The sequence below is a fragment of the Bacillus sp. NMCC4 genome (assembly GCF_002998555.1).
Lineage (GTDB): Bacteria > Bacillota > Bacilli > Bacillales > Bacillaceae > Bacillus.
In genome coordinates this window covers 286,329-313,188 of sequence record NZ_PVRA01000004.1, presented here as the reverse complement: position 1 = coordinate 313,188, position 26,860 = coordinate 286,329, and the positions used below count along the sequence as shown (strand labels likewise).

The window sequence follows — 26,860 nt, the reverse complement described above, 5'->3', positions numbered from 1 at the left end:
TTATGATTTCAGCTACTAATCTACATAAATCTTATGGGCAGACCCATGTGTTAAAAGGCATTGATTTCACCGTACAAGAAGGTGAAGTGGTCGCCATTATTGGACCGAGTGGATCTGGAAAAACAACACTTCTTCGCAGCTTAAACAGCCTTGATATTCCAGACAAAGGAGAGCTGACAGTTGGTGAAGCCACAATTCAATTTGAACAATATCATAAAAAAGATCTTCTAAAACTCAGGCAGCAATCTTCCATGGTGTTTCAGCATTATCACTTGTTTCAGAATAAACGAGCACTTGAAAATATTACAGAAGGATTGATTGTGTCTCAAAACATGTCTAAGAAAGAAGCAGAAAAAGTCGGAGAGCAATTTTTAGCGCGGATTGGACTGCTGCATAAAAAAGAGGCATTTCCGAGTGAATTATCTGGCGGTCAGCAGCAGCGAATTGGCATAGCCCGCGCTCTTGCGATGAACCCTTCAGTCCTTTTGTTTGATGAACCTACGTCGGCACTGGACCCAGAGATGATAGGAGAAATTCTTGAAATGATGAAAGATATTGCGAGCCAAGGGATGACGATGGTCATTGTGACGCATGAAATTTCTTTTGCAAAGGACGTGGCGGATACGGTGATCTTTATGGCAGATGGCGAAATCGTTGAAAAAGGCTCACCAGAAGACGTCCTGTTGAAGCCACAGCATGAACGAACGAAACAATTTTTATCAAGAATTCATCGCGGAATGTGGCAAGGATCGGAGAAAGACAAATGAAGCAAAAGACAGCATTCATGATGTCCGGTGTCCTTCTGTTTCTCCTTTCTCTGATTGGCTGCAGCAGTGTGAAAACCACGACAGATGACGGCAGACAAATTGTGAAAGTCGCACTGAGTGCAGAGGTCAATCCACCCTTTTTAGCAACAAATGACCGAAACGAACCGATTGGCTATAACATTGATTATTTAAATGAAGTGGAAAAGAGGCTTCCCCACGTACATTTTGATTACATTTTTGGCGAAGAAGAATCCAATTTAATCGGTGTAGGCGCAGGGAAGTTTGAAATGGCGGCTAATTGGTTTTTTAGTAACCCTGAACGTGAAAAGCGGTTCCTTTACCCTAAGGTCCCGTATGGCTATTCGATGACAGGTTTAATTGTGAATGAATCAGACAAGGAGATTCGATCGCTTGATGATATGACATCTAAAAAACTGGCTCCTGTCAGTCCTAGCGGAGGCTTGCGTTCGATATTAAATCAATATAATAAAGAGCATGATCCGGATATTCCACTGACGACCATTGAAAGTCCTTCAAATGAACTCAACTTAAAACGTGTTGAAAGCGGACGGTCCGATGCAGCATTTATGAACATTTCAACCTTTGATACCATTCAAAAGCATTTGAACCTAAAGGTCAAAGTTGGCGGCATTGTGTCAAAGGAGCCTATCTATCTTGTCTTACAGCCAAGCGAGAAGCAGCTTGCAGCAGATTTGGACCGGATCACACAAGAAATGATTGATGATGGAACACTGCCTAAGCTTGCGAAAAAGTGGTTTGGTGTTGATTTCTTTCAAAATATTGATGACATCTCAGAGCAAGGGGATCAAAATGAAGAAAGGAAGGAAGCGTCATGACGTTTACAGCTGGAGATTGGCTGCGCATCTTTTTACAGGTGCTTGAACGCCTGCCACTCACTTTTCTCATTATTACGGTGTCATTGTTTTTTGCTATCATCATCGGGTTGCTATTTGCTTTCATTCGTATCAAGCAAATCCCAGTGCTGAAGCAATTGGCTGTTATCTATTTATCTTTTACACGAAGTACGCCTTTAATTGTTCAGTTGTTTTTGATTTATTTTGGACTGCCTCAGCTTTTACTTGTCGCAGGGATGCAAATCAATCATTGGGATCGTGTGTTATTTGTGATGATGACGTTTTCTTTACATACTGGCGCTTATTTATCTGAAGTCTTTCGCAGTGCGTATTCATCTGTTGGGAAGGACCAGCTGGAGGCCGCCTACATTGTTGGGATGACAGATACACAGGCCTTGATCAGGATTATTATCCCGCAGGCCTTTCTCATTGCACTGCCAAACCTCGGAAATTACACCATTGATCTCGTGAAAGACACAGCGATTGCCTTTACAATCGGACTTATTGATATCATGGGACAGGTGAAGATCATTTTAGGAAATAACTACGGGATCGGCATGTTTGAAGTGTACGCGATCATTGCGATTGTGTATTGGCTCATTTGCATGAGCATTGAACTGATCACCATGCTGCTTGAAAGGAAATTTGTAAAAGGCCGCACCAGCCTGTCACGTTAAGGAGGCGATTTGATGCAAACCATTGATATTCAATTTGCGATTGACCAAGTACCTCATATTCTAAAAGGCGTTCCTTTTACTTTATTGATTGCACTCGTTTCCATGGCTGTGAGCCTTTTGATCGGATCTGTTTTTGCTTTCATTCGTCTCTTTCGCATTTCTGTACTCAGGCAGCTTGTGACACTCTATGTCTCCTTTTTTAGAGGAACGCCTCTTATTGTTCAGCTGTTCGCTTTCTTTTATGGGCTCCCTTTTGTTCTAACCAAAGTGAGCGGTACATTCGGGCTGACCTTTCATCCAGATATGGTCTCCCCATTAGCTGTTGCCCTCATTACCTTCAGCCTCCATTCAGCCGCCCATTTAACAGAGGTGGTTCGGAGTGCACTCCTTGCGGTAGACAAAGGGCAGCTTGAAGCGGCAAAAATTGTGGGTATGACGACGCGCCAGGCGATGATGCGCATTATTTTGCCGCAGGCCTTTGTGGTCGCCTTACCGAACCTAGGCAATCAGCTCATTCAGCTATTAAAAGCCACCTCTCTTTCGTTTACGATTGGAGTACTTGAAATCATGGGGATTTCCCGAATCATTGCGAATGACGGCTATCAGTTTTTAGAAACGTACCTCGTCTCTGCTTTGATCTATTGGCTGCTGAGCATTTTCTTTGAACTCGCTTTTGCCTTGTTAGAGAAACGTGTCAGCGTGTACGGAAGATCTCTTGGACGTTAAAAAAGCCGATCAGGCTCAAATACCTGACCGGCTTTTTTTATTCGCCTTTTTTCGGTGTGTTAAACAGTTCCTTTGGTGCGGGTTTTAGTTTTGGTGCGGAACCGAACACGACTGGTGCAGAAATATATCTGAATTCCCCTTTTCCATCCATGCTTCGGCCATATGCCCATCTGCCTTCCTTGCTTGCTTCTCCTCTTGAGAAGTTAAACAGATCATAGGATACTTGCTGTTTTTCTAGTGAGCGCGGGAAGGTGGTTGGTACGACGACGTCCCCTTCTCGTTCTTCTAATTCTTTAATGGCCGCAAGCCACATATTTTGATGATATGTATCACGAGCAATAAGAAAAGAAAGCATATCCTTCACGCCGCGATCATCGGTCATTTCGTAGAGCCTTGTAACCTGAAGCCTCCCTTGTGATTCTGCATTTAAGTTGGCCCTAAAATCAGCCATTAAATTTCCACTTGCAATGATATACTTGGCATTCCACGGATACCCTTGACTATCTGCTGCCATAGCTCCTAAACCGGCAACAATTGCATGCTGAGGATTCATTCCACCCATGACAGCTGCAAGCGCTGGATCACTTTGATACGCCTGTTCTTGTTCTTTAACCGGTGCTTTATCTAGTAAACGCGCGATCATCGTCGCCAGCATTTCGACATGACCAATTTCCTCTGTCCCTATGTCAAACAATAAATCTCTGTATTTTTGATCTGCCCGGCAATTAAAGCCTTGAAATAAATATTGCATCATGACACTAATTTCTCCATATTGTCCGCCTAATACTTCTTGTAGCTTTTTCGCGTAAAGCGGATCAGGCTTGGAGGGCTTTGCTTCATATTGCAGTTCTTTGATGTGATAAAACATGATGTCATCTCCCTTATCAAAACATCTTTTCACTTATCACTATTCAACCACATGCCTCTTTATGAAAATGAGTAGAATATGTGCACAAAAAAAGAGAATGGCCTCTGCCATTCCCTTTGTCATCCTACTCAGCACTAACTAAAATTTTCACTTGATCTTTTTCATTGATTAATGCATGGAAACCATCCTCGATCACATCGTCCAGCTTGATTTTTTTCGTGACGAGCGTATCTGCAGAGAAATAGCCTTTTCTCATTAAGTTTAATACAGATGGGAATACGTCTCTGTAGCCGATAATTCCTTTGACTGTACGTTCTTTAATGACAATGTCATTTGGCAGAATTTCTGCGCCTTTTTCCCAAATGCTCACAATGACTGTTTCACCTGAAATTCTTGTTGATTGGATTGCTTGCTTCAATACTACAGGTACACCTGTCACTTCAAAAGAAACATCGACGCCACCGTTTGTACGGCTTGCGATTTCTTGAACAACATCTTCATATTGAGAAGGATCAACAATGATCGCTCCAAGCTCTTTAGCTTTTTCTTGGCGTTCTTTAGATAATTCTACTGCGTAAATATCAGTAGCACCAGCTGCTTTTAATGCTTCAATGACAAGTAAGCCAATTGGTCCGCAGCCAAACACAGCCGCTGTATCCCCAGCTTGTACTTTACTAGAACGAACAGCATATAAAGCAACTGCAGAAGGCTCTACAAGCGCACCTTGCTCATATGAGATTTCGTCTGGTAATAAATGAAGTAATTCTTCATCGACAGATACATATTCAGAGAATCCACCGCCGCCTCCGGCAAGTCCTAAAAAGCCCATGTTTTCATCTAAGTTGTAAGCACCTTGGTGTCCGTGAGTCGCAAAAATAGGCTCAACAACCACTCGGTCGCCTACTTTGTAATTGCTCACGCCTTCTCCTACTTCAACAACCTCACCAGAGAACTCGTGTCCCAGCGTAACGGGTGCTTTTTCTTTTGTAAGTGGATGAGGTTCATTCACTGGAATGAAAATCGGTCCTCCTAAATATTCATGTAAATCACTACCACAAATGCCGCACCATTTTACTTTTAGTTTCACTTTTCCTGGAGCAACTGTTGGTTCGTCAATTTCCTCTAGTCGAATGTCCTTTTGATCGTGCCAGCGTAGTGCTTTCATGTGTAAGACTCCTTTTCTCATCAATTTGATTAACTTACTTAAATAATCATAACATAATTTTTTTAATTTTCTAAGTAGGATGCACTATTTTTTTGACATTCAATGGACGAAAGATGACAAAACATAGCAATAAACAGACAAGAAGCATACATACACACCCGATGACAACGGAGGTTCGGATTGATAAAACATGTGCAAGTCCACCAGAGACCCCTGTCATCATCATCGTCAGAATGGCTTCAACCAAAGCATAAAAACTGGCTACCCTCCCCATGACCTCTACCGGGATATTCGTTTGATAGAAAGTCATAAAACCTGTGTTCGCAAATGCTAAGAAGAATGCTAGTATAAAAAAACCAACAGCGGCTACAAACAATGTGCTGGAAAAAGCATAAATGAGATAGCCACATGCAACAAACAAACTGCCAATACCAAGCATGATCGAAACAGGCAGCCTCTCCACAATCACCGAATTGAGACCTGCGCCTGTGATGATGCCTGCCCCAGCTATACTGACAAGAAGACCATATTCTGTATCAGTCAGCAGCAGCACTTCTTTTGCAAAGGCTGTTTCAAGAGAGTCAATGGCAGTAGGAAGTACCGTGATGGCGGCACTAAACAACAAATACACCGCCATAATCTGGCGTGATGTCAAACTAAACCGAAGAACAAGCTTCGCATCCTCTTTTAACATTGAAAGGGAAAAGCCGTTTTGGCCAGCATCTTGTTTTAGCAAATTCGGTAAACACATCGTTAACAGAGCAGATATCAACAAGCAGATCGCATTTATATAAATTGAAAAAACAGGTGTACCGATTAAAAAAAGCAGACCTGCTGCTGTGGGTCCAAGTAAAAATCCACCCGATTGTAATAATGAGCGAATGGCATTAAACCGTTTTCGATTATCCGCCGGGATCAATCCTGTCATATATACCATCGAAGCTGGATGAAACATCGCTTGTGCCATTTGAATAAGAAACACCATCACATACAGGATCAGCAGATGTCCTGAAAATAACGCAAAGGGTACACATGCGATCAGGATAGCCCGGGTGATATCTAAGCTGATCATCACATTCCGCTGATTCAGCCTGTCAACCAAACTGCCAGACCAGCTGTTTGTCAAAAGAGCTGCAGCCGGTCTCAGCATATAGACGGCTGTTACAGCCAGCACAGAGCCCGTTTCTTGAAAAATGAGCAGATGGAGAGCAATCATATAAATCCATTCTCCTATGTTCGCAATTCCGATGGCTCCAAGCAGCAAACTCATATCCCGCCAATGTTTTTTCATAGCTGTTCCCTCCTATTTGTCATAAAAAAATCCCGCCCCCAAGACATTTCTGTCTTGAGGACGGGATTTACTCCGCGTTGCCACCTCAGTTTATTCATCTGTTGCCAGATGAACCTTAGCAGGTCATCATGAACCCATCTCTGTAACGGGAGAATTTCGCTGCACCACCATCCGAAGGAATCCGGTGCAGAGCTAAGAGGCTTGGTTCCATCATGCTTCCCAGCTCCTTCTCAGCTTAACGGAGTTCTCTGTGCGGGACAGCTATGATGTACTCTTCTCTATTTGCGCTGTGTCTTTATTTCATCACGATCTTCAGCTGAATTGTTACATATTGTACTGCGCCTCGATCAAAGCGTCAATGTTTTTTTCAAGTTAATCAGCATAGATCATCTTTCTGGTCATGCCACCATCAACGACTAAATCTGTACCCGTCACAAATTGATTGTCTTCATCTGTTAAATAAAAGCAAGCCTTCACAATATCCTTTGGCGCCCCGACTCGATTGGAAAGATGCTGCTTGTGGTCGACCTCTCGAAGATTCTCCTCATCCTTCGTTTGAATCCATCCAGGGGAAATGCTATTCACCGTGATGTGATCCGGGCTAAAAGAAGCAGCCAAGGCATGAGTCAGTGCTGATATTCCGCCTTTTGATGCAGCATATGCTTCCGTATGAGGCTCTGACATGGTCGCGCGGGTGGATGAAATGTTCACAATAGAACCGCCTTTTGGATTCTCTTTTATATAACGTGCTGCTTCTCTTGCACATAGAAAAGTCCCTCTTAGGTTCGTATGTAACACACGATCCCACTCATCGACCGTTAATTCATAAGGCGATACTGTGCACATGACGCCGGCATTATTGATGAGAATATCAATCGTTTTGCAGCGCTCCGCTGCAAACGACATTAAGTGTTGAATATCCTTCTCTTGTGTCACGTCCGTTTTTTTAAAATAAGCTTCTAAAGATTCTTTTTTCAGCTCTTCCTCCAAACGCTTGCCCTTCTCTTCATCTATATCTGCAATCACCACACGCGCTCCTTCTTTTGCATAGCCCCAGGCGATCGATTCACCAATTCCATTGGCTGCGCCTGTGATGACGACGGTTTTATTGTGAAAGTTCATCGTTTATTCAACCCTTTCTACATCAGATGTTGTCGTCTATCATACCACTCATATGTAGACGATACCTAGCCACATGAAACATAAAAGAACACCCTCCAAGTGATAGTGTCATGAGAAGGGTGTTTCTTGGGAACTCATTGATCATTCTATTCTTCTCTTTTTCTATATGGTGATTTTAAAAAGCGGCTTTTAAAATGTCTAAGTAGTCGGCTTTCGTAACGGCACGAACATTGCTTGATGTAGAGCTGTTTTGTTCTGCCAATACAGCCATTTTTTCAAAATCCTCTTCTTTTACATAAGATAATTCTTTTAGTGTTGGAATACCCAAATTCTTTGTGAATGTATACATGCCATCAATTAATTTTTGAATCGCCGCATCATCTGAATCCGTTTTATCTGCAAAGCTCATCATTTTAGCAAGCTCTGCGTGTAACAACTTGTTTTCAACAGCATTGAATTGCATGACATAAGGTAAAAATACAGCGTTTGCGATACCATGAGGTGTATCATAAAGACTACCAAGTGCTTCTGCTAAACAATGAACGGCTGCTACATCGGCTGAACCGAAGCATAAGCCAGCAAGTAAACTGCCTTCCTGCATTTTGTATCTTGCTTCTAGATTAGATCCATTTTCATATGCCTTCGGTAAGTATTTCACAATTGTTTCCATTGCACTTGCACCCATTGCTTTCGAAATAGGATTTGTTACTTTACATGAATAGCCTTCAATAGCATGTACCAATGCATCAACGCCTGTTGCGGCTGTTATGCTTTTTGGCACCGTCAATGTAAGAGCAGGATCTAAAATCGCAATGGTTGGCCGAAGCAAGGCATGCTTTAATGTGATTTTTTTATGTGAAGCAGCTAACGTAATGACAGCTGAACGTGTCACCTCAGAGCCAGTACCAGCCGTTGTTGGGATACAAATTAATGGAGATAGATTAGCATACGCCTTCTTCCCTGATATATACTCTTCAGGAATGCCGCCATTTGGTCCTAATAAAGCAATCGCTTTAGCCGTATCCATTGGACTTCCGCCACCAATCGCAATGACCGCTGATGCTTGTTCTTTTCTAAAGAGCTCTGCACCAGCTAGACATTCATTATCTCTAGGGTTTGGCGATACTTGATCAAATACAAGAACGGAATAACCAGCTTCCTGTAAATACGCTTCAATAGGCTGAACTAGTCCTGCGTTTTTCACACCAGAGTCCGTCACAATCATAACTGTGGCACCCGGCAATACAATATCCTCTACTATAGATCCGATTTCTTTTGATTGACCAGTCCCCATGATCATTTTTGTCTGGCAATGATATTCAACATTCATCATGATTTTTCTACCCCTTTATTTGTGTTTGTGGAGTTAGCAGTTTGTTTTTCTGCTCCCCACCATTCTATTTCTTTTAAACCTGGCATGCTAGATGCATAAAAGACAGGATCTTTGCCTAACAATCTTTGTTTAAACGCAGAAGCTCCCCCTAAAACTGCCGCAAACCACATCCAGAAAATAGCTCCTGGACCGCCAACTGTGATGGCAATAGCAACGCCTGCCTCCAGTACCAATTCTTGTAGCGGCTCCAATAAAAATGACTTCCCCTTTTGGATTTGGGGGATTTTTCAAAAATAGAACGAAAAACCTCTTTTAGTAAGACAATTTGCATAAATTTCATTCTCACTGTAAATTAGATTCCTATGCCTATTAACATGACTACTAAAATATATGTCCATAAAAAATCATTCACTGAATTGACAATCATTTCAAACAAAGCCATCTCCCCCTTGTGAATCTGAATATTTGAAATAATATAAATTGTAAGCGCCCACTTTAATCATAGTAAAAATGTTATGATCAATCTATAGAGGTTTTCTGATGATATCAATCGGCTCATCCGATTTAGGGAGGCTTGAAGTTGGAGATAAAGCAACTGATGATGTTCCAAACAGCATCAAAAGTATTAAACTTTACAAAAACTGCACAAATGCTTGGTTATGCTCAATCTAGTATCACAGCAAATATTGTTGCATTAGAAGAAGAACTAGGAACCCCTCTATTTGAAAGGCTTGGAAAAAAGGTAATCTTAACAGAAGCTGGCAGACAATTTCAACATTATGCGGATAAAATTTTAGGTTTAACAGGGGAAGCATTAGAGGCTGTTGGCGGGATGAATGAGCCAAGCGGCATTTTGAGAATATGTGCATCTGAAACCCAATGTACCTACCGGCTTCCTCATATTTTAACGGACTTTCAAACAAAGTATCCTAAAGTAGAACTGATCTTCCGCCCAGGAATAGCAGAAAAGGATGTTTTAAATCTATTACTAGAAGGACAAATTGATGTCGCATTATTATCTATGAATCCTGTAGTATCCTCACATTTAATTGTAAAAGAATTAAAAGATGAACCGATGGCCATTGTGTGCTGTCCAACAAATCCCTTAAGCAAAAAACAAAAAGTATATCCAATTGATTTGAACGAGCAAAGATTGTTGTTAACTGAAGACTGCGATTATCGTTATGCCTTCGAACACTCATTGAAACAGGTGGGAGCAAAACCAAGAAGCAAACTAGAATTAGCAGATGTAGAAGCCATAAAAAAATGTGTAATGGCTGGCTTAGGGATCGCTGTACTTCCTGAAATTTCTATAAAAAGAGAAATAGCAGAAGGCAATATCATCAAAATAAATTGGATGGAACCCTGTTTCTCAACGAAAATTCAACTATTTTGGCACAAAAATAAATGGATGTCCCCTGCTTTAAAGGCATTTGTTGATTTAACAGAGGAATATATACTCATGCACGGCTAGCAGAAAATCAACTCTAGATTAAATGAAGGAAGGACTATTTTTGTCGTCATTAATATTTCACGTATTCTATAACACTTACTGAAAGAGATTTGACCATTCTAAATATAAAAGAATTTATAGCTAAATAATTCCGATTAATTGCTATGCATGTTATGTTTTTATATATTGAATCTTAAATAGTAAAGGTCTTTTTGATAACACAAAAAAACTTACAGGAGGATTTCTGTAAGTTTTTTCTTAGATTATTTCCATTGTATCATTATTTAGAAATCATCCCATGCGGGTCAATCACAAATTTCTTCGCCACACCCGAATCAAAGTCGCTGTATCCTTGAGGAGCTTGATCAAGGTTAATGACGGTCGCATTTACCGCTTTGGCGATTTGTGCTCTTCCGCTTAAAATGGATTTCATTAGACTGCGGTGATATTGCATGACAGGGGTTTGACCTGTCACAAAGGTATGGGCTTTTGCCCAGCCAAGTCCAATTCGCACTTTCAGAGAACCAACTTTTGCATCAGCATCCACGGCACCTGGGTCTTCTGTGACGTAAAGCCCTGGGATTCCGAGCTTACCGCCAACTTTGGTAATATCCATAATTGTATTTAGAACGGTTGCAGGTGCTTCTCCTTGATCTCCATGACCTGAAGCTTCAAAGCCGACACAATCGACGGCACAGTCAACTTCTGGCTCTCCTAAGATATTCGTGATTTGTTCGCCGATCCGATCATGTTTTCTTAAATTGATCGTCTCACAGCCAAAGCTTCTGGCCTGCTCCAGCCTTTGTTCATTCAAATCACCGACAATTACCGCAGAGGCGCCAAGGAGCTGAGCGGAATGTGCTGCGGCAAGACCTACTGGCCCGGCACCAGCAATATATACAGTCGAACCAGGCTTTACTCCAGCCGTATAAGCACCGTGAAAACCTGTCGGGAAAATATCGGAAAGCATCGTCAGATCAAGTATTTTCTCCATCGCTTGATCTTTGTCTGGAAATTTGAGCAGCTGAAAATCTGCATATGGGACCATGACGTACTCGGATTGGCCGCCAACCCATCCGCCCATATCGACGTATCCATAGGCAGAGCCTGGACGGTCCGGGTTTACATTTAAGCACACATGAGTTTTTTGTTCCTTGCACATGACGCAGCGTCCACAAGCAATATTAAATGGAACGGACACAAGGTCTCCTTTTTGAATAAACTCCACATCTCGTCCAACCTCAACGACTTCACCTGTAATTTCATGACCAAGGACTAGTCCTGCAGGCGCAGTGGTACGCCCTCTCACCATGTGCTGGTCACTTCCGCAAATATTCGTCGTCACTACTTTTAAAATGACGCCATGCTCACATTTGCGCCCCACATTGGCTTTCGGTACACCCGGGCCATCTCTTAAAATCAAATCAGGGTATCCAATATCCTCAACTGCTACATTTCCTGCTCCTTTATAAACGACACCTTTGTTTCCCGACATGTTTTCATTCCTCCCTTTTTGTTTAAAAATGAAGTCTCTACAATTTTCTCTATTTATGAAGCAATTCCCTGCTTCAAATGGCACAATGGATGAAAAAAAAGCGAAGAATGTCTATCACGGAGAGAAAAATGTATCTTCCAGTCAAATAAAAAAAGAAAATATTGAAAAAAAAGCTAAACTTTAGAAGAACGGTGTCGATATAAGAAATAAGCCAGACAGGTATCCTTAATCGACAAACAAATTCCTTATATATACTATCATTCCTTACACACCTGGCTGGCGCCTACATAACATTGAAAAGACTCTTCTGATGAAGAGTCTTTTTTAACTTTGCATCCCATCAATCACGGATACAATTGTAAGCAAAGAGGCTCCTCTGACGAAGAGCCTCTTTTTGAACGCTTGTTCATTACCTGGGAAATATTTTCATCATTTTAACGCTTTGATACAGATGTATGTATCATAGTGATAAACCGAAACTTCTCTAAAGTGATACGCTGAAAATAGGCGGCTGATCTCTTGTTCACTATACGATGAAAAAGATTGTGACCGTTTTTGTTCCTTCATCAGTTCCTGCTGTTGGAAAGATAAGAATACTTCTCCATCCACTTGAAGAACGCGGTACACTTCCTTCATGACCTGCTCAATATCCTTCAAGTAATAGATGGTCTGTACCGTAAATAATTTATTGAATGATCTGTCTTCAAAAGGTAAATGCTCAGCTTTACCAAGAGTCACGACGGCTTTATCCTGTTCCACAAGCTTCTTATGTTTTCTTTTTGCATATTTGATCATATGACGAGAGGCATCCAATCCATATACTTTACCGCGATCAAGTTTTTCTGCTACCTTCGATAATGTCATGCCTCTTCCAGTCCCGATTTCTAAAATCCGGTCGTTTTCTTGTATATTTAAGAGTTGAATCGTCCATTCATTGATATTATGATGATTTTTTTCCATATAGCGGGCAACCCATTTTGAGAACAAGCCTTTTGGTTCCCTCATTTGTTTTCCAATCCAGCTTTGAATCAATGTTAACACCTGCTTTGCACCAGTAAATAAAACTATTTACGAATTTTCTTACTTTTCATATCGGCTCTCGCCTAACAAAGTTTAAGACCTAGTCCTAATTAGTTGTCATTGATTAGACGGCACCTTTTCAGAAAATGTTTCGCAGAACTTTAAAAAATTTTGATCTGAATAGGCGTTTTCATTAATTGTGCTCAGATTGATTTCGTTTTCTGCATGAGCTGCATATTTTATGAATGTATCTTGATTAGATAAAGGTGGTGCTAGATTATGGGCTTTGGTGGCGGTTATTCTGGAGACTGCGGTGGTTACGGTGGCGGTTTTGCAGGCGGATTCGCATTGCTTGTTGTACTGTTCATTTTGTTGATCATCATCGGTGCAAGCTGGATTTACTAATGTAAAAGGAGCAGGAAACGTATTGTTTCCTGCTCCTTTTCTTTAATACCAATAAGTTGGATAATTGTAATTGTACATATAGCGTCTAAGCATTTCTTGTTGCTCTCTTTGCATTCGGTATGGATTGCCGTACCCGTGCTTTAAGGAATGCGGAATGGACGTATACCCGTGCCCCACTGACGGAAACCTCATATATGGTGACATCGACATTCATTGATCACCTCACAATCTCCTTTTACGGATATCATATGTGCAGGTGATCAATGTGGAGCGTGTCTAAACCTGGTCCTTCTCCCTAGTATAACAATCAAGCATTGCAAGCATCATAAACATGTCAATCTCCTCCTTTTCCAATTTTTCTTTTCCTGTTTTAGTTCATATACTTTAGTTGTTTCTGCTTCATTTCTTCATAAAATGTTTCGACTTGTTGTTCATAAAGAACGGTCTCAATGTCTTTGTATTTACGCTGAATCGTCAATGTAATAAAGAATAAATGGATTGTCATATACGCTCACCTCCCTTCAGTTCGCAGCATGCGAAATAGCCCGCAGATCTTCTTTATCAGTTGACCTGCGGGCACACAAAAATGCAGATCAAAAGACAATGTCTTCCAACCTGCAATGGATGATGCGTGAAATCCTCGTTTACTTAAACAGTTTTGAAGCGTGCACCGTATAAGGTAAAGGAAGGACACGAGCTCTTCCACAGGCTGATGACATGATGAAATTGTTGGTTGAATTGATCACAAGTAGATACGAATAACATATTCTTCAGCCTCCTTTACGTTTTTAATTACTTTGTAAGTATATCCAGCAAGCACCATTTTGTAAACCTGTTTTTAGTAATATAGATGATTTTTGTGTTTTTGACTAAATTTCTACAGTTATTCTTGTCCGTTTGTCCAATACAATCAAAAAAGCCCCCTCACGTATATGAGGAGACTTTTCGAATTAATCTTCATCTAGTTCTTGCAGTTTCTTTTGAAAAAAGATCGCGCGTCTGACACAAAGAAAAGCTGCTAATAAGAAAACACAATCAATTCCCATCATCAGCATTTTTGGAGATGCTTCGATGTGCTGGTTTGGTATGATCGTACCAATATATAAAAAGGTGCTGACAGCAAGCAAAATAAAAGCGTACTGCTTGTAATCTGTCACTAAACCACTCCACTTTTTCTTCACTTGAATCACCTTCCTGTTTAACATGTCTATTGATAGCTTAACATAGTAAAAGAAAGGTAGTGGCATGTAAATCTATCCATTCACTAGTGCGTTTAGTCCTTGCTTCATATCATTCAGTAAATCATCCACATCTTCAATCCCAACGGATATACGAATTAAACCATCAGTGATGCCAAGCTCCTTCCGGCGGTCTTTCGGAATGGACGCATGAGTCATTCGAGCAGGAACAGAGATTAAGCTTTCAACCGCTCCAAGGCTTTCTGCGATTGTAAACAGCTTAAGCTGGCTTAAAAACACATCGACATGTTCTTCTTTTCCAATATCAAAAGAGATCATTCCGCCGAAGCCTGATGCTTGCGTTTTCGCAAGTTCATGTCCAGGGTGAGCACCGAGACCTGGGTAATAAACACGTGTGACCGCTGGATGTTGTTCTAAAAACTCAGCGATTTTCTGCGCATTTTGTTGATGTGCTTCCATTCTTAGTCCAAGCGTTTTGATCCCTCTCATGAGAAGCCATGAATCCTGCGGTCCAAGAATTCCACCTGTAGAATTTTGAACAAAATGAAGTTCTTCTCCAAGCTCTTTCGTCGCTGTTACAACAAGCCCGCCTACGACATCACTGTGGCCGCCTAAATATTTAGTGGCACTATGGAGGACAATGTCCGCCCCATATTCAATCGGTTTTTGGAAATAAGGTGTAAAAAATGTATTATCAACAATCATTAAGATGTTGGCTTCTTTTGTCAATTGGCCGATCGCTTTGAGATCAGTCATTTTCAGTAAAGGATTGGTTGGTGATTCAATGTAAACCGCTTTTGTTTCGGGTAAAATTGCTTTTTTCACCGCTTCAGGATCACTTGTATCCACAAAGGTCGCATGAATGCCAATACGGTTTAGTACCTTTGTAATGACGCGGTAGGTTCCGCCGTACACGTCATCTGTCAGGACAATATGATCTCCGCTGTTAAACAGCATCATGACTGCCGTAATGGCAGCCATCCCTGAACCGAATGCGTAGCCGTTTGCTCCCCCTTCAAGATCACGAATGACGGTTTCAAGTGCCGTTCTTGTTGGATTCGCTGTTCTAGAATATTCATACCCTGTATGTTCGCCTGCTTTCGGCTGCTTATAAGTGCTCACTTGGTATATCGGAACAGACACAGCGCCCGTTTTTTCATCACCAGTTGTTCCGCTGTGTATCATCATTGTTTTTGGTTTCATTCTATTTTCCTCCCTCATAAATTCCTTTACTTAAATACCGTTCACTGCTGTCAGGAAAAATGGTGACAATGACTGTCCCAGGTGCTGCCTTCTTTGCTTCCTCTAAAGCGGCATATAATGCGGCACCTGAAGAGCTTCCAATGAGAACGCCTTCTTTTTCAGCAGCTTCTTTCACCATTTGGAAAGCATCATCATCACTGACCGTGTAAATCTCATCGAATAAAGCAGATTCCATATAATCTGGGATAAATTCAAGGCCGATTCCTTCCGTTCTATGCGGGCCCGGATCTCCTCCATTTAAAATCGATCCTTCAGGTTCGACAACAATTGTTTTTAACGCCGGATGCTGCTCTTTTAAATAGGCAGCACACCCTTGAAAAGTTCCTCCAGATCCCGCTCCTGCTACGAATACATCGATGTTTCCTTGTAGGTCGGACCATAACTCTGGGCCAAGCGTTTTATAGTAAGTCAATGGATTTACTTGGTTTTTAAATTGTAAAACGCAATAGGCATTGTCAAGGCTTGCCTCTAATTCAAGAGCTCGATCAATCGCACCTTTCATGCCCTCTTTTCTTGGTGTATGAATAATCTCTGCACCGAGCGCCTTCATTAGCTGTTGTTTTTCTTGACTAAAATGTTCTGGTACGCAAAAAATGGTCCGCAATTGATGCTTTCTTGCACTGAGGGCAAGACCAATTCCTGTGTTTCCAGCAGTTGCTTCAATGATGGTTCCGCCTGGACGCAATTTGCCAGATGCCAATGCTTCTCTTATGAGCATATCACCTAAACGATCTTTAATACTTCCACCCGGATTCATCATTTCAAGCTTTGCATACACCTCTACACCATCTGGGATGCCAATCCCTGACAGCTTTAAAAGCGGTGTGCGGCCAATTAATTCTGTAATATCCTTTATGACAGCCATATGATTCCCTTCCTTTGTATGGAAAAGAAGGGGGAACCCCCTTCTTTTATTGAGTTTGCTTTATCATACGCAAGACAAGGTCGGTTGAGTGAATCGCTGCTTGCTCAAGAAATTGATCAAAGGAGACATTGGATTCTTTCCCTGCAATATCAGATAACGCTCGAACGACAACAAATGGCGTTCCAAAGAGCTGGCAAACTTGTGCAACAGCTGCGGCTTCCATTTCCACCGCATATAGTTCTGGAAACTTCTCTCTCACAAACGCTACACGATCCGGATCATTCATAAACGAATCTCCTGTTGCAATTGTTCCTTTTGCCACTTGAATATGATCGATCTCTAAAGCCGATTCCTCTGCCAGCTTCACAAGCTTTTCGTCTGCAGCGAAAGCAGCTGGCAACCCTGGTACTTGTCCGTATTCGTAATCAAAGATTGTCACATCCACATCATGATGTCGAACATCAGTAGAAATGACAATATCCCCTACATTTAATGTGTGATGGAAACCGCCAGCAGATCCTGTATTGATCACATAATCCGGCTGAAAGCGGTCAAGCAGAAGTGTTGTGCTGACCGCTGCATTTACTTTTCCAATCCCTGATTTTAATAAAATCACTTCTTTATCTTCATAAACACCTGTTGTGAATTCACACCCAGCGATGCTTTCTTGTGTAGCATTCTTTAGTTGATCTCTTAAAATCGTCACTTCTTCTTCCATTGCACCTATGACTGCAATTTTCAAATCAAAAACATCCTTTCATTCCCTTTTCTTCGCTTCTACGATCCAAACAAAATCATTCATTTGATGAAAGGACGTGCTAAAACCTTCTTCTTCAAAGATTTGCTTTAGCACATCAATGGATGGATAATATTCCGTTTCTAAATCCTCTGCAAGCTGATCGAATCCTGCGGCTTTCGCTTTGTCGATTTCCGCTTGATGTGCTGCTTGATTTTGAAACATTGTATCAGCAAAGACTATTTTACCATCTGAGTGAAGGATGTTGCTATAGGTGTGAATGGCTTGTTTTTTTTCTTCGTCCGTTAAATGGTGGAAAGCATATGAACTGACAATCGTATCCGGCTCAAATGGCGGTGCTGGAAATGATAAAAAATCCCCATCATGAAACACATCGGGTACTCCCTTTTGAAGAGCCGCTTTCTTCATGGCGTCTGATGGTTCAACACCAAACACGTTCTTATCAGCTGCAAGCAGTGCCACTGTTAGATTACCCGTGCCGCTTCCAAACTCAAGGACATATTGACCTGAACGTTCTACAATCTCTTTTAAAATGGCCGGATACCGGCGAAACACTTCTTCATACTGCTCGTCATGACCACTTACCGTGTCGTCATAAGACTCAGCCCAATGATCAAATAAAGAAAGAAACTCACGTCCCATTTTCTTTCCCTCCACTTTATCTATTTATTCCTATGCGTATAGTATGCTTTAATTCGTCGAACAGTTCTTATCCTACCACATCTTCTGTTTCTTTCCTACTAAAAAATACTGGGAGGGGTAGAAAAATATTTGCCCTTTTAGAGGAGAGAGATTAAGATGAATGGAGAGTATGGAGGAGTGAATCAAATGGATTTTCAGTTGGATTTTCTAAAGGATAAAATTGAATTCTTTGAAGCATCGTCTTTAAAAGAACTTGAACAAAAGATCCAAAAACAAATTGAACATAATCAGGCAATCTTGCTGACTGTTCATTCTGTCAGTCATCAAACAACTGTGATTGATGACCGGATTTTGTATACAGCGGTTGTTCATTTTAAGGCGAATATCTAAATAAAAAAGATAGCATGGCTGCTATCTTTTTTTCATGTTTATTTTAATTTTTCAACCTTTACAGGTTTCCAGCCTTTTTCATCTACCCATGTGATTTCCACGCGGTAGCGTTCACCTGATGATTTGTCACGGATGGTTCCCTTTGCATCTTGAGGACCTCCGTTATTTCCTAACCAAAGAACCGTCATTTGTTCTTCTGAAATCCCCGTCGCATAGGACATGGCTTTGATCATTTCTTTCCAGTCTTTTGAGTTAGAATCATAGGTTGCTGTATGTGAACCGGATTGCTCTGTTCCTACAGGCTCCCAGTCATCGCTTTCATATGTTTTGTCTACGTCACTCGTTTTGCCGCCGTCTGTTTCTTTGGCGTCTTTTAACGCATCTTTATTAGGCTCTTCTTCATCATCTGTCTTCTTCGTATCGTCGTCTTGATCAGATGAGTCCTCTTTTTTTGCATCTGCATCATCGGATGTGTCTTTCTTTTGATCTTTCACATCTTCTTCTGAGTTTTGTTTATTTTCACTTGTTGCAGGCGCCGTTTTTGATGGTTCTTTCGCTACATCTGTATCTTTCGGTTTATTAAAAATTAACAAACTCGATGCGACAACCAAAATAAGCACCACAACGATACCAATTAATATGTTAAGCACCATATTCGCCTTTCTGCGCTTATCACGATGTTCAAATCGAGAATTTCTACTCAAAATCTCTGCACTCCTTTGCCTCGTTCCCTAAGTCGTTACTATTCTAACATGACATGAAGGGATGTTCTATGTCTGTTTCTTTTCAATTTCATTGACCTTTTTTACAATATCATAAAACGCATCATTTGTCTTAGCCCGGCCACTTGCCTCATCAAGGTGAACAACGACAAGAGCATATTTTGGTTTTTCCACCGGAAAGTACCCAGCAAACCACTTATGATAAAGCGGATTCCCCTTTTTATCTTTACTGCCGGTTTGGGCAGTGCCTGATTTCCCCGCTACATCAAATGGAAGATCTTGAAACCTTCTTCCTGTTCCTTTGTCAGACGTCACCACCTGCCTTAAGTACTTTTGCAGCTTTTGAGCTGTATAGCGGTCAATACTGTCTCCTTCCGGTCGTTTGTTTTGAAAGGTTAGCATCGTTGTTCCGTTTTGATACAGCACTTTTTCAGCGATTTTCACTTCTTTTCGTTCTCCACCTCTCGCAATCGATGCCATCATATTGGCGATTTGCAAAGGAGTCGTTTTGACATTTTTTTGTCCTATTGCGGTTTGGGCAATGGCTTTTTTGACATGCTTGTCTCTTTTATCTCCCCACACACTGCCGGTTTCTTCACGATCAAACTGTTTGAAATGCTGCTTATGATAGACATCCCCTTCCCAGCCAGCTCGATCAATGAGTCCAAGCTTTGCAGCCGTCTTTTCGATGATTTGATCATCTGTTTGGATAAGCTTGCCAGCAAGTGTCGCAAAGGTATAATTACAGCTCTGCGAAAAGCTCTCAGACAGATTCAGCACTTCCTGCGTTCCTTCTGGCTCTCCATATAAATTCTTTCGACAGTCATACATCGTTTGTGGCTGGTCGAGGTTTTTTTCGATTGCTGCGGCAAGTACAGCGGTTTTAAAGACAGAGCCTGGTGCCATGGCAGTCAGCATATAATTTCTTGCCTCATGCCGGTTTTTGCTTGTGACATTTGGCGTACTCGCCATCGCCAACACGCTGCTGCTTTCAATGTCGAGCAGAACGGCCCCGCCTTTTTCGACGTCTTGTTCTTTCAGAACTTTCTCCATTTCAGCTTGCATGTTTTCATCAATTGTTGTTTGAACCTGAAGAGGATAAAATGAATGAGCCTCTGCTGTATATTTGACGTCCATTCCAAACAAAGGGTTTCCCCTTCCGTCCACATGATATAACAATTTTGTGTCTTGCTCGGGTAATAGAAATTCGTCAAAGGTACTTTCTAGCCCAAAAGTACCGATTTCTGTACGGATGGAAAGCTCTTTTTTGTCAGGATAACGCTTTCTGAGCAATTCTGGATTTTCACTCGTGAAGCCTAATGTGTGGAGGGCAAGTCTTTTTTTGTCCTTCTCTTTCATATATACGCCGTAAACACCTGAATATTTCATATCATTGATGTCTTTCAACTTTTTTTTCGTGATGTCATCTTTGAGAATCAGAGGTTTTTTGGTTTCTATCAGCTGTTTTTTGAGTTCATCTTCTTCCATCTCAAGAATAGAGGCAGTTTGTTTTAAATGAGGAAGATCATATTGCAGAAAAGGAAATAAGATAACCGCGGGCTGTTCTTTTGTGAGAAGCGCTTCGCCGTTTCGATCTAAAAATTCACCGCGACCATCTGAAATGACCACTTCTTCTGTACGCTGTTTGACACTTTCTTGTATTAAATTGATATCAAGCTTTGAAAAAGATTCTGTGAAAAACAGTTGAATTTCTGCCAGTCTCATGAGAAGACCGAGCAGCAGCATAAAAATAATAGCACCTGTCCATTGAATTCTACGTTTTTTGCGCATAAAAACACCTCGTCCCTATTGTGGACGAGGTGTTTATCGTATAAACGTGATTATGAAATTTTTACAATTTGGACGAACATTTCTCCGCCAGGTGTTTGAACGGTTACTTTGTCGTCTACTTGTTTGCCTAACAGACTTTTTGCGATTGGTGAATCGTTTGAAATCTTTCCTTCGAACGGATCAGCTTCTGCACTTCCAACGATTGTGTAAGACTCTTCTTCTCCGTCTGGTAATTCAACGAAAGTGACTGTTTTACCAAGTGAGACAATATTTGAGTTTCCTTCATCTTCGATAATTTTGGCATTGCGAATCATATTATCAAGCGTTGTGATACGGCCTTCTACAAACGCTTGCTCTTCTTTAGCAGAATCATATTCCGAGTTCTCAGAGAGGTCTCCAAAGCTTCTAGCAATTTTAATACGCTCTACAACCTCTTTACGTTTAACCGTTTTCAAATATTCAAGCTCTTCTTCTAATTTACGTTTTCCTTCTTCTGTCATTGGAAATACTTTCTCTTGTGCCATGAATCATTCACTCCTTCTATTAATCCTCATCATACAAACTTTCTGCACGTGAGTGACGACTGAAATATACAAGAATGAGGACTTCTTCAGGCCCTCATTCCTTCTGTCCCATATTTGTAAAAGTCCATCTTACATGGCGTCCCTTTTAGATGCAACTATTATGCCTTTTTTCAGACAGAACCACTCTCAGTGGTCTAAAGATGATCTATCTTCATCGCACAAACTGTGGAAAGGCACAGGAAGCTCCTGTACCTCGTTCGCCATTTCGATCATATGTAGAAGAATAACTTATCCATTCTCCATCTTCCAATACATAATATGGTCAGTGTACGATATGTCTATGCTATATTATTACAAAATTGCTTTTTGATCAAGAATTGTTTGAAAATTTGTGATGATTTGTTTGTCGTTTTTTTAATATACTTTTACAAAATCGAAACAACTTCAATATTCAGCTTGAAAACGGCATTTTTCTACATCTATTTCACATCATTGTTTTCCTATCATACCAAATCTTTCATTCAAGGTGTTCCTTCTAAAAATATTTAAGCAGCTTCTACTTATAGAAACAAGTGAAATATTGGTATTTATTCTCTTTATCAGATGTTGAAAAGACCTTTACAATGTAAAGGTCTTTTTCTTCTCCACCATTTACTCTGCTCGGTTTTGAAGAATCGTTTGAATTTTTGTTACCATTAGGTCAATCGCGACATGGTTTTGGCCGCCTTCTGGGATGATGATATCGGCGTATCGCTTTGTCGGTTCAATGAATTGATTATGCATTGGTCTGACAACAGATACATACTGTTCAATCACAGAATCGATTGAACGGCCTCTTTCTTTTGTATCGCGTAAAATGCGGCGAATGATGCGAAGGTCTGCATCTGTATCGACATACAGTTTAATATCCATTAAGTCTCTTAGACGTTCATCTTCTAGTGCAAAGATGCCTTCAACGATGATGACATCCTTTGGTTCAACATGGACAGTCTCTTCTGAACGTGTGTTTAGCTTGAAATCATATATTGGTTTTTCAATGGATTCGTACCTTAGGAGCTGTTCCAAATGCTCAAACATCAGGTCATTGTCGAATGCAAGCGGATGATCATAATTCGTAAGCAAGCGCTCTTCAAATGGCATATGACTTTGATTTTTGTAATATAAATCTTGCTGAAGCATGAGGATGGAATGTCCTTTAAATTTTTCATAGATCGAATTGGTGACGCTCGTTTTACCTGAACCCGAGCCGCCAGCAATTCCAATGACAACTGGTTTACTCCTCATGTGCCTGTTATTTCCCCTTTCTCATCATGTTGCTAGGGTATACTTTTTGATCGAGCTTGAATTTTACGATTTGCAGCGGATGACGAGCGGCATCTAGTTCATTTCCTTTTTCATCCCAAATCGTCTCAATTTTGCATGTGAAATTCTCAATTTCTGGTCCGAAAAATTCGACTTCATCGCCAGCTTTAAAGAAGTTGCGCTGCTGCAATGTGACGATTTGTTCTTTTTCATCATAATGAAGAACGAGACCTGCGAAATCAAATGTCGTTTTCTTTCCATGAATGCCAAACATTTGTTCATCCGTTCCTGGTACACCTTCGAAAAAGGCTGGCGCTGTGTCACGGTTTGCGCATTTATCTAGTTCATCTAACCATTCCTGCTGAATGACAAAATTGTCCGGGTCAGCACAATAGGCGTCAATAACTTTGCGATATACACTCACGACAGTTGCCACATAATGAATTGATTTCATTCGCCCTTCGATTTTCAAGCTGTCAATTCCCATTTCGATCATTTGAGGAATGGATTCGACAAGCTTTAAGTCTTTTGGACTCATCGCAAATGGTGCGTCTTCCTCTCCAAACAATGGCGCTTCCTCAGAACCTTCTAGTTTATAAAGATCATAATCCCAGCGGCAGGACTGGCAGCAGCCTCCGCGGTTAGAATCTCTTGCCGTCATGTGGTTACTAAGCACGCAGCGGCCAGAGTAAGCAATACACATTGCACCGTGAATGAACGTTTCAATTTCAATATCGACCTTTTCTTTCATTTCTCTAATTTCCAGCGCACTTGTCTCGCGAGCAAGCACCACACGCTCAAGACCTTCTTCCTTCCAAAACTGAACAGCTTTCCAATTCGAAAGAGATTGCTGTGTGCTTAAATGGACTTCAAGCTTCGGTGCGACACGTTTACACGTTTCAATGATCAGCGGGTCAGCCACAATAATGCCCGCTACTCCAGCGCCTTCAATCCCTTGAAGGTATTCCTCAAGTCCGTCCATGTTTTCGTTGTGGGCAAAGATATTCGTTGTCACATAAATTCGTGCACCGTATTTGTTTGCAAATGCGACGCCTTCAGCCATTTCTTCAATTGAAAAGTTATCGGCATTTGAGCGAAGTCCAAATTCTTTCCCGCCAATAAAGACCGCGTCTGCTCCGTAATGTACAGCAATTTTCAGCTTTTCCAAGTTTCCTGCTGGTGCAAGCAGTTCTGGTTTTTTTGTAATGACACGTTTTCCATCAATCATTTCAGAAATACCATCTTTCAATAGTGCCATTTCCTCTGCCTCCTCTTATATTAATAAACCGTTTCTTTAAAGAAGAACCCTGTATCGATTGAACGGTTGACAGGCTGAATCTCTTCAATCCGCTCCACCCATTCATCTTTCTGATCTTCATAGCCTTCCTTATCAGTCACTAGTAAATCAATGGCTTTTCGATATAGTGATGTCACCTCTGTCATATAAGAAAGTGACTTTAAAATTCCGTCAATTTTAAATGAGTCAATGCCTGCGTCAACAAATTCTTCTAATTCGTCAATCATACACACATCATTAGGACTCATAATATGTGTGCCGTTTGCATCCTCGAAAATAGGGTATTTGTTTTGACGTTCCTGGTCATGAAGGAATAGTCCTTCCTCCATATTTCTGCCTTCAACGTCCATTTGTTTGCCTTGGTATTCAAAGTAGTTGCCAATGAGCGTACGTTTCGATTGAAACATACATGTCATGCCATGAACTTGAATTTCGATTTCCACCTCAGCATTTTCTTTAATGTCGATTACACTGTCCATGTTCAGCTCTTTGGCAAGAACAGCACGCGTTGCGCCTTTTCTGCCCCAGTAGTTACAAGTGTAATAGTTTGTCCCAGTCGTTTCTGTACTCCAGTGGAGATTCAGGCTCACCCCAGTTTCCTTTGCGGCCATGATCACGGCTGGGTCTCCAAAGACGACGCCATCTACGTTTAATGCATCGAGAAAGGTTAAATAATCTCCAAGCAGCTGCACACGGTCATTATGAAAAATCGCGTTCATCGCCACATACACTTTTTTGTGATGCGCATGTGCCAGCTCAACCGTCTGTTTCACATCTTCTCTTGAAAACTCGCCTGCAAGACGAATACCGTATGTTTGTTCGCCTATGAAGAATGCATCAGCTCCCGCCTCGATTAATGGCAGTACGTCTGACACCTTGCTTGGCGTCACAAGCAATTCTGGTTTTTTCATGATTGGTCACCTCTTTTTGTACTAATGGCGATCCCGTCTCCAACTGGAATAATACACGTTTGGAAATCAGGGTTTGACATGAGCCATTGATTGTATCGATCAATTTTTCCAATTAATTGTTTTTTTCGTTTATCTTCAATTTCTTCTTCATAGTTCGTTGCCACTAAGCCTTTGAATAATACGTTGTCTGTTATGATCATTCCGTCATGAGCAAGCATCGGTTCAAACAGCTCAAAAAAACGTTTGTACTGCCCTTTTGCGGCATCAATAAAGATCACGTCATAGGGCGCCATCGTTTGGACCGTTTTAGCCGATTCCATGGCATCACCAAAGAACACGTGTATTCTTTCTTTTAACTTTAATTCCTCAATGTTCCGTGTCGCCTCTTCATAGCGTTTTGCATTTCGCTCAATCGTATAAATCTCAGCATCTGGCAGAGCTGTCGCCATTCGAATGGCGGAGTAGCCAATCGCTGTCCCAACCTCAAGAATTTTCTTCGGCTTTTTCATCGACAGCAACTGCAGTAAAAGTTCGATGCTCACCTTTTCCATAATTGGCACATGGTGCTCTTTTGCGTATACCTCTAATTGAGCGATTGCATCAGGACTTGGGTGAATTAAATGTTCAATATAATCATTGATTTGATCATCTTCGATAGTCATTATTTGTCTAGCTCCTTCATGACCTGAAAAAGAAGAGTCCTGCCTATTGCAGCTCTCTTTCTCGTCAATCTTTCGTTCATCTAAGTAAAAACAACCCGATATATTTTACCACAAAGAAGTGGTAATTGCGAACCTATAAAATGGATATTCCAACGAAAAAAACTGCAGGCAATCTTGTATTGTCTACAGTCTTTTTCGATTCACATGTACATTAATTGCTGCCTGTGATGTATTTTGCTTTCGCTTTGTTGTGCTCATTTAACGTTTTCGTAAAGACGACTTCTCCATTTTTCTTCGCAAGGAAGTACACATAATCCGTTTTCTCTGGATGCAGTGCGGCTTTCCAGGAAGATTCACCAGCATTTGCAATAGGTCCAGGCGGCAGCCCCTTGTTATTATACGTATTATAAGGAGATTTCACCTTAAGGTCTTTGTAATAAACGCGGGATTTATGCTCTCCCAGTGCATAAAGAACGGTTGGGTCGGTTTGAAGCGGCATGTCCTTTTTCAACCGGTTATAAAATACACTAGAGATTTTTGCTCGATCCGTCTTTTCCGTCGCTTCCATTTCAATCAGTGATGCCATCGTTAACACATCATGTATGGACATGTTTGTCTTTTTCATGTCTTTTTCATACGTTTTCACGTATTGATCTGTTTGTTTAATCATTGTTTCAATGATCGTTTCGAGTGATTCATCCTCACGATAAAATGGATACGTCGCAGGGAATAAATAACCTTCTAACGGATGTTTCACCTGTTTGCCATTTACCTGTGAAGTCACCGTTTTCGGATATTTTTTCATTAACGTTTGAATAAACGCAGGATCATCAAGCTTTGATTCCACTTCCTTGGCTGAAAAATGCGTCTGGTTTGCAATAATCGCCGCAATATCAGACAGCTGTTTTCCTTCTGGAATCACAAGCTGAAAGGCGTAGTCTGTCCCTCCAGATGTCAGCTTTTGAATCAGCTTGTCTGCGTCCATCGTTTGTTTTAAATGAAAATACCCTGCTTTAAATCCGGACGCATTTTTGTATTTTGCATAATAAGTGAAAATCGTGTCATTCGAAATGAGCCCATTTTCTTTTAAAATGCTCGCAATCTCACGGACAGATGTCCCATTTGGAATATGAATATTAATCGTTTGTTTGCTTTTTTGATCGACCGGTCCAAGTGCTGATTTAACATATAAAAAGCCTGATAATGCTGCAATGATGATGACAGCAAGAACAGATAACAGGACGATCCCCATTTTTCTTTTAAAAAATGGTCGTTTCTTTTGTTCTGAAAACATGCATGGCCCTCCTCACATCTAGCTTTTATAGTACATGATTCGAC

General features: G+C 41.1%; 29 protein-coding genes and 1 pseudogene. 7 read left to right on the top strand and 23 right to left on the bottom strand.

The genetic code is table 11. From position 1 onward, the window contains the following. The first annotated feature begins 2 nt into the window (after positions 1 to 2). From C6Y02_RS11295 to C6Y02_RS11280, 4 genes are read left to right on the top strand one after another with little or no spacing between them, the layout of a single operon-like run. Entirely contained in the window at positions 3 to 767 is a 765-nt protein-coding gene (locus C6Y02_RS11295; protein ID WP_189318154.1) for an amino acid ABC transporter ATP-binding protein, read from the top strand. Further along, the gene (locus C6Y02_RS11290; RefSeq protein WP_034661452.1) at positions 764 to 1,624 is read left to right on the top strand and encodes an amino acid ABC transporter substrate-binding protein; all 861 of its coding nucleotides are present in this window, start codon (positions 764 to 766) and stop codon (positions 1,622 to 1,624) included. The genes C6Y02_RS11295 and C6Y02_RS11290 overlap by 4 nt, the downstream gene beginning before the upstream one ends. Next, entirely contained in the window at positions 1,621 to 2,319 is a 699-nt protein-coding gene (locus C6Y02_RS11285; protein WP_066030620.1) for an amino acid ABC transporter permease, read from the top strand. Before C6Y02_RS11290 ends, C6Y02_RS11285 begins: the two co-directional genes overlap by 4 nt. Before the next feature lie 12 nt (positions 2,320 to 2,331). Then, positions 2,332 to 3,045 (top strand): amino acid ABC transporter permease, encoded by a 714-nt coding sequence (locus C6Y02_RS11280; protein WP_106031268.1) that lies wholly within the window; start codon positions 2,332 to 2,334, stop codon positions 3,043 to 3,045. A 37-nt stretch (positions 3,046 to 3,082) separates the two neighbouring features. Here the strand turns inward: C6Y02_RS11280 and C6Y02_RS11275 are convergent, their stop codons facing one another. The 6 genes and pseudogenes from C6Y02_RS11275 to C6Y02_RS19790 all read right to left on the bottom strand — a co-directional run. Beyond that, positions 3,083 to 3,913, bottom strand: coding sequence for a manganese catalase (locus tag C6Y02_RS11275; protein WP_106031267.1), 831 nt, complete (start codon positions 3,911 to 3,913; stop codon positions 3,083 to 3,085). 124 nt (positions 3,914 to 4,037) lie between these two features. Further along, positions 4,038 to 5,078: a 2,3-butanediol dehydrogenase gene (locus C6Y02_RS11270; RefSeq protein WP_034661461.1), complete on the bottom strand. Its 1,041-nt coding sequence runs from the start codon at positions 5,076 to 5,078 to the stop codon at positions 4,038 to 4,040. 70 nt (positions 5,079 to 5,148) lie between these two features. After that, entirely contained in the window at positions 5,149 to 6,369 is a 1,221-nt protein-coding gene (locus C6Y02_RS11265; RefSeq protein WP_106031266.1) for an MFS transporter, read from the bottom strand. 372 nt (positions 6,370 to 6,741) lie between these two features. Beyond that, positions 6,742 to 7,491, bottom strand: a complete 750-nt coding sequence (locus C6Y02_RS11260; RefSeq protein ID WP_106031265.1) for an SDR family oxidoreductase — start codon at positions 7,489 to 7,491, stop codon at positions 6,742 to 6,744. 175 nt (positions 7,492 to 7,666) lie between these two features. Next, positions 7,667 to 8,824, bottom strand: coding sequence for an iron-containing alcohol dehydrogenase (locus tag C6Y02_RS11255; protein WP_106031264.1), 1,158 nt, complete (start codon positions 8,822 to 8,824; stop codon positions 7,667 to 7,669). A 110-nt stretch (positions 8,825 to 8,934) separates the two neighbouring features. Further along, positions 8,935 to 9,260 (bottom strand): annotated as a pseudogene (locus C6Y02_RS19790) (alanine:cation symporter family protein); the annotation flags it as partial. A 144-nt stretch (positions 9,261 to 9,404) separates the two neighbouring features. Between C6Y02_RS19790 and C6Y02_RS11245 the strand changes: the two are divergent. Continuing rightward, positions 9,405 to 10,298 (top strand): LysR family transcriptional regulator, encoded by an 894-nt coding sequence (locus C6Y02_RS11245; protein ID WP_106031263.1) that lies wholly within the window; start codon positions 9,405 to 9,407, stop codon positions 10,296 to 10,298. A 259-nt stretch (positions 10,299 to 10,557) separates the two neighbouring features. Here the strand turns inward: C6Y02_RS11245 and fdhA are convergent, their stop codons facing one another. Both fdhA and C6Y02_RS11235 read right to left on the bottom strand, forming a co-directional pair. Then, positions 10,558 to 11,772 carry a formaldehyde dehydrogenase, glutathione-independent gene (gene fdhA / locus C6Y02_RS11240; protein WP_106031262.1) on the bottom strand — a complete coding sequence of 405 codons (1,215 nt, stop codon included), beginning with the start codon at positions 11,770 to 11,772 and terminating at the stop codon, positions 10,558 to 10,560. A 429-nt stretch (positions 11,773 to 12,201) separates the two neighbouring features. After that, on the bottom strand, positions 12,202 to 12,804 hold the full coding sequence (locus C6Y02_RS11235) for a class I SAM-dependent methyltransferase (RefSeq protein ID WP_106031261.1): 603 nt from the start codon (positions 12,802 to 12,804) through the stop codon (positions 12,202 to 12,204). Between the two features lie 267 nt (positions 12,805 to 13,071). Here C6Y02_RS11235 and C6Y02_RS19730 point away from each other — a divergent pair, with 267 nt between their 5' ends. After that, positions 13,072 to 13,197 (top strand): YjcZ family sporulation protein, encoded by a 126-nt coding sequence (locus C6Y02_RS19730; RefSeq protein WP_080869492.1) that lies wholly within the window; start codon positions 13,072 to 13,074, stop codon positions 13,195 to 13,197. A 42-nt stretch (positions 13,198 to 13,239) separates the two neighbouring features. On the opposite strand, the gene C6Y02_RS19330 is transcribed toward C6Y02_RS19730, so the two are convergent. The 7 genes from C6Y02_RS19330 to C6Y02_RS11200 form a co-directional block, all read right to left on the bottom strand. Continuing rightward, positions 13,240 to 13,401, bottom strand: a complete 162-nt coding sequence (locus C6Y02_RS19330; RefSeq protein ID WP_212040727.1) for a hypothetical protein — start codon at positions 13,399 to 13,401, stop codon at positions 13,240 to 13,242. Positions 13,402 to 13,567: 166 nt separating this feature from the next. After that, on the bottom strand, positions 13,568 to 13,702 hold the full coding sequence (locus tag C6Y02_RS11225; protein ID WP_008342648.1) for a YrzI family small protein: 135 nt from the start codon (positions 13,700 to 13,702) through the stop codon (positions 13,568 to 13,570). A gap of 445 nt (positions 13,703 to 14,147) precedes the next feature. After that, a complete protein-coding gene (locus C6Y02_RS11220; RefSeq protein ID WP_041815772.1) occupies positions 14,148 to 14,378 on the bottom strand; it encodes a YrhC family protein in 231 nt (76 codons plus the stop codon). Between the two features lie 72 nt (positions 14,379 to 14,450). Next, on the bottom strand, positions 14,451 to 15,599 hold the full coding sequence (locus tag C6Y02_RS11215; protein ID WP_106031260.1) for a bifunctional cystathionine gamma-lyase/homocysteine desulfhydrase: 1,149 nt from the start codon (positions 15,597 to 15,599) through the stop codon (positions 14,451 to 14,453). 1 nt (position 15,600) lies between these two features. Then, positions 15,601 to 16,524: a PLP-dependent cysteine synthase family protein gene (locus tag C6Y02_RS11210; protein WP_060596846.1), complete on the bottom strand. Its 924-nt coding sequence runs from the start codon at positions 16,522 to 16,524 to the stop codon at positions 15,601 to 15,603. Positions 16,525 to 16,570: 46 nt separating this feature from the next. Beyond that, the gene (gene mtnN / locus C6Y02_RS11205; protein WP_106031259.1) at positions 16,571 to 17,266 is read right to left on the bottom strand and encodes a 5'-methylthioadenosine/S-adenosylhomocysteine nucleosidase; all 696 of its coding nucleotides are present in this window, start codon (positions 17,264 to 17,266) and stop codon (positions 16,571 to 16,573) included. Between the two features lie 15 nt (positions 17,267 to 17,281). Continuing rightward, on the bottom strand, positions 17,282 to 17,923 hold the full coding sequence (locus C6Y02_RS11200) for a class I SAM-dependent DNA methyltransferase (protein ID WP_106031258.1): 642 nt from the start codon (positions 17,921 to 17,923) through the stop codon (positions 17,282 to 17,284). Positions 17,924 to 18,109: 186 nt separating this feature from the next. Between C6Y02_RS11200 and C6Y02_RS11195 the strand changes: the two genes are divergently transcribed. Continuing rightward, positions 18,110 to 18,313 (top strand): YrzA family protein, encoded by a 204-nt coding sequence (locus C6Y02_RS11195; protein ID WP_034620637.1) that lies wholly within the window; start codon positions 18,110 to 18,112, stop codon positions 18,311 to 18,313. Between the two features lie 38 nt (positions 18,314 to 18,351). Here the strand turns inward: C6Y02_RS11195 and C6Y02_RS11190 are convergent, their stop codons facing one another. The 8 genes from C6Y02_RS11190 to mltG form a co-directional block, all read right to left on the bottom strand. Beyond that, positions 18,352 to 19,017: a YrrS family protein gene (locus C6Y02_RS11190; RefSeq protein WP_106031257.1), complete on the bottom strand. Its 666-nt coding sequence runs from the start codon at positions 19,015 to 19,017 to the stop codon at positions 18,352 to 18,354. A gap of 66 nt (positions 19,018 to 19,083) precedes the next feature. Then, a complete protein-coding gene (locus C6Y02_RS11185; RefSeq protein ID WP_106031256.1) occupies positions 19,084 to 20,826 on the bottom strand; it encodes a peptidoglycan D,D-transpeptidase FtsI family protein in 1,743 nt (580 codons plus the stop codon). Between the two features lie 50 nt (positions 20,827 to 20,876). Beyond that, the gene (gene greA, locus C6Y02_RS11180) at positions 20,877 to 21,350 is read right to left on the bottom strand and encodes a transcription elongation factor GreA (protein ID WP_007501433.1); all 474 of its coding nucleotides are present in this window, start codon (positions 21,348 to 21,350) and stop codon (positions 20,877 to 20,879) included. Between the two features lie 651 nt (positions 21,351 to 22,001). Next, positions 22,002 to 22,634 carry a uridine kinase gene (udk, locus tag C6Y02_RS11175; RefSeq protein ID WP_024423106.1) on the bottom strand — a complete coding sequence of 211 codons (633 nt, stop codon included), beginning with the start codon at positions 22,632 to 22,634 and terminating at the stop codon, positions 22,002 to 22,004. A 7-nt stretch (positions 22,635 to 22,641) separates the two neighbouring features. Next, positions 22,642 to 23,910 (bottom strand): peptidase U32 family protein, encoded by a 1,269-nt coding sequence (locus tag C6Y02_RS11170; RefSeq protein ID WP_034661487.1) that lies wholly within the window; start codon positions 23,908 to 23,910, stop codon positions 22,642 to 22,644. A 20-nt stretch (positions 23,911 to 23,930) separates the two neighbouring features. Next, positions 23,931 to 24,860: a peptidase U32 family protein gene (locus tag C6Y02_RS11165; RefSeq protein ID WP_106031255.1), complete on the bottom strand. Its 930-nt coding sequence runs from the start codon at positions 24,858 to 24,860 to the stop codon at positions 23,931 to 23,933. Next, a complete protein-coding gene (locus C6Y02_RS11160) occupies positions 24,857 to 25,522 on the bottom strand; it encodes an O-methyltransferase (RefSeq protein WP_034661491.1) in 666 nt (221 codons plus the stop codon). Before C6Y02_RS11160 ends, C6Y02_RS11165 begins: the two co-directional genes overlap by 4 nt. A gap of 211 nt (positions 25,523 to 25,733) precedes the next feature. Then, positions 25,734 to 26,816: an endolytic transglycosylase MltG gene (gene mltG / locus C6Y02_RS11155; RefSeq protein ID WP_106031254.1), complete on the bottom strand. Its 1,083-nt coding sequence runs from the start codon at positions 26,814 to 26,816 to the stop codon at positions 25,734 to 25,736. Between the last annotated feature and the right edge of the window lie 44 nt (positions 26,817 to 26,860).

Excerpts from the sequence above, each read along its gene's own strand:
- C6Y02_RS11170 (WP_034661487.1), bottom strand. The coding sequence starts at position 23,910 with ATGGCACTATTGAAAGATGGTATTTCTGAAATGATTGATGGAAAACGT.
- C6Y02_RS11265 (WP_106031266.1), bottom strand. The coding sequence starts at position 6,369 with ATGAAAAAACATTGGCGGGATATGAGTTTGCTGCTTGGAGCCATCGGA.
- mltG (WP_106031254.1), bottom strand. The coding sequence starts at position 26,816 with ATGTTTTCAGAACAAAAGAAACGACCATTTTTTAAAAGAAAAATGGGG.
- C6Y02_RS19330 (WP_212040727.1), bottom strand. The coding sequence starts at position 13,401 with ATGTCACCATATATGAGGTTTCCGTCAGTGGGGCACGGGTATACGTCC.
- C6Y02_RS11210 (WP_060596846.1), bottom strand. The coding sequence starts at position 16,524 with ATGGCTGTCATAAAGGATATTACAGAATTAATTGGCCGCACACCGCTT.
- C6Y02_RS11165 (WP_106031255.1), bottom strand. The coding sequence starts at position 24,860 with ATGAAAAAACCAGAATTGCTTGTGACGCCAAGCAAGGTGTCAGACGTA.
- C6Y02_RS11290 (WP_034661452.1), top strand. The coding sequence starts at position 764 with ATGAAGCAAAAGACAGCATTCATGATGTCCGGTGTCCTTCTGTTTCTC.
- fdhA (WP_106031262.1), bottom strand. The coding sequence starts at position 11,772 with ATGTCGGGAAACAAAGGTGTCGTTTATAAAGGAGCAGGAAATGTAGCA.
- C6Y02_RS11195 (WP_034620637.1), top strand. The coding sequence starts at position 18,110 with ATGGATTTTCAGTTGGATTTTCTAAAGGATAAAATTGAATTCTTTGAA.
- C6Y02_RS11255 (WP_106031264.1), bottom strand. The coding sequence starts at position 8,824 with ATGATGAATGTTGAATATCATTGCCAGACAAAAATGATCATGGGGACT.
- C6Y02_RS19730 (WP_080869492.1), top strand. The coding sequence starts at position 13,072 with ATGGGCTTTGGTGGCGGTTATTCTGGAGACTGCGGTGGTTACGGTGGC.
- C6Y02_RS11280 (WP_106031268.1), top strand. The coding sequence starts at position 2,332 with ATGCAAACCATTGATATTCAATTTGCGATTGACCAAGTACCTCATATT.
- C6Y02_RS11260 (WP_106031265.1), bottom strand. The coding sequence starts at position 7,491 with ATGAACTTTCACAATAAAACCGTCGTCATCACAGGCGCAGCCAATGGA.
- C6Y02_RS11225 (WP_008342648.1), bottom strand. The coding sequence starts at position 13,702 with ATGACAATCCATTTATTCTTTATTACATTGACGATTCAGCGTAAATAC.
- C6Y02_RS11215 (WP_106031260.1), bottom strand. The coding sequence starts at position 15,599 with ATGAAACCAAAAACAATGATGATACACAGCGGAACAACTGGTGATGAA.
- C6Y02_RS11270 (WP_034661461.1), bottom strand. The coding sequence starts at position 5,078 with ATGAAAGCACTACGCTGGCACGATCAAAAGGACATTCGACTAGAGGAA.
- C6Y02_RS11285 (WP_066030620.1), top strand. The coding sequence starts at position 1,621 with ATGACGTTTACAGCTGGAGATTGGCTGCGCATCTTTTTACAGGTGCTT.
- C6Y02_RS11295 (WP_189318154.1), top strand. The coding sequence starts at position 3 with ATGATTTCAGCTACTAATCTACATAAATCTTATGGGCAGACCCATGTG.
- C6Y02_RS11275 (WP_106031267.1), bottom strand. The coding sequence starts at position 3,913 with ATGTTTTATCACATCAAAGAACTGCAATATGAAGCAAAGCCCTCCAAG.
- C6Y02_RS11200 (WP_106031258.1), bottom strand. The coding sequence starts at position 17,923 with ATGGGACGTGAGTTTCTTTCTTTATTTGATCATTGGGCTGAGTCTTAT.
- C6Y02_RS11160 (WP_034661491.1), bottom strand. The coding sequence starts at position 25,522 with ATGACTATCGAAGATGATCAAATCAATGATTATATTGAACATTTAATT.
- udk (WP_024423106.1), bottom strand. The coding sequence starts at position 22,634 with ATGAGGAGTAAACCAGTTGTCATTGGAATTGCTGGCGGCTCGGGTTCA.
- C6Y02_RS11185 (WP_106031256.1), bottom strand. The coding sequence starts at position 20,826 with ATGCGCAAAAAACGTAGAATTCAATGGACAGGTGCTATTATTTTTATG.
- greA (WP_007501433.1), bottom strand. The coding sequence starts at position 21,350 with ATGGCACAAGAGAAAGTATTTCCAATGACAGAAGAAGGAAAACGTAAA.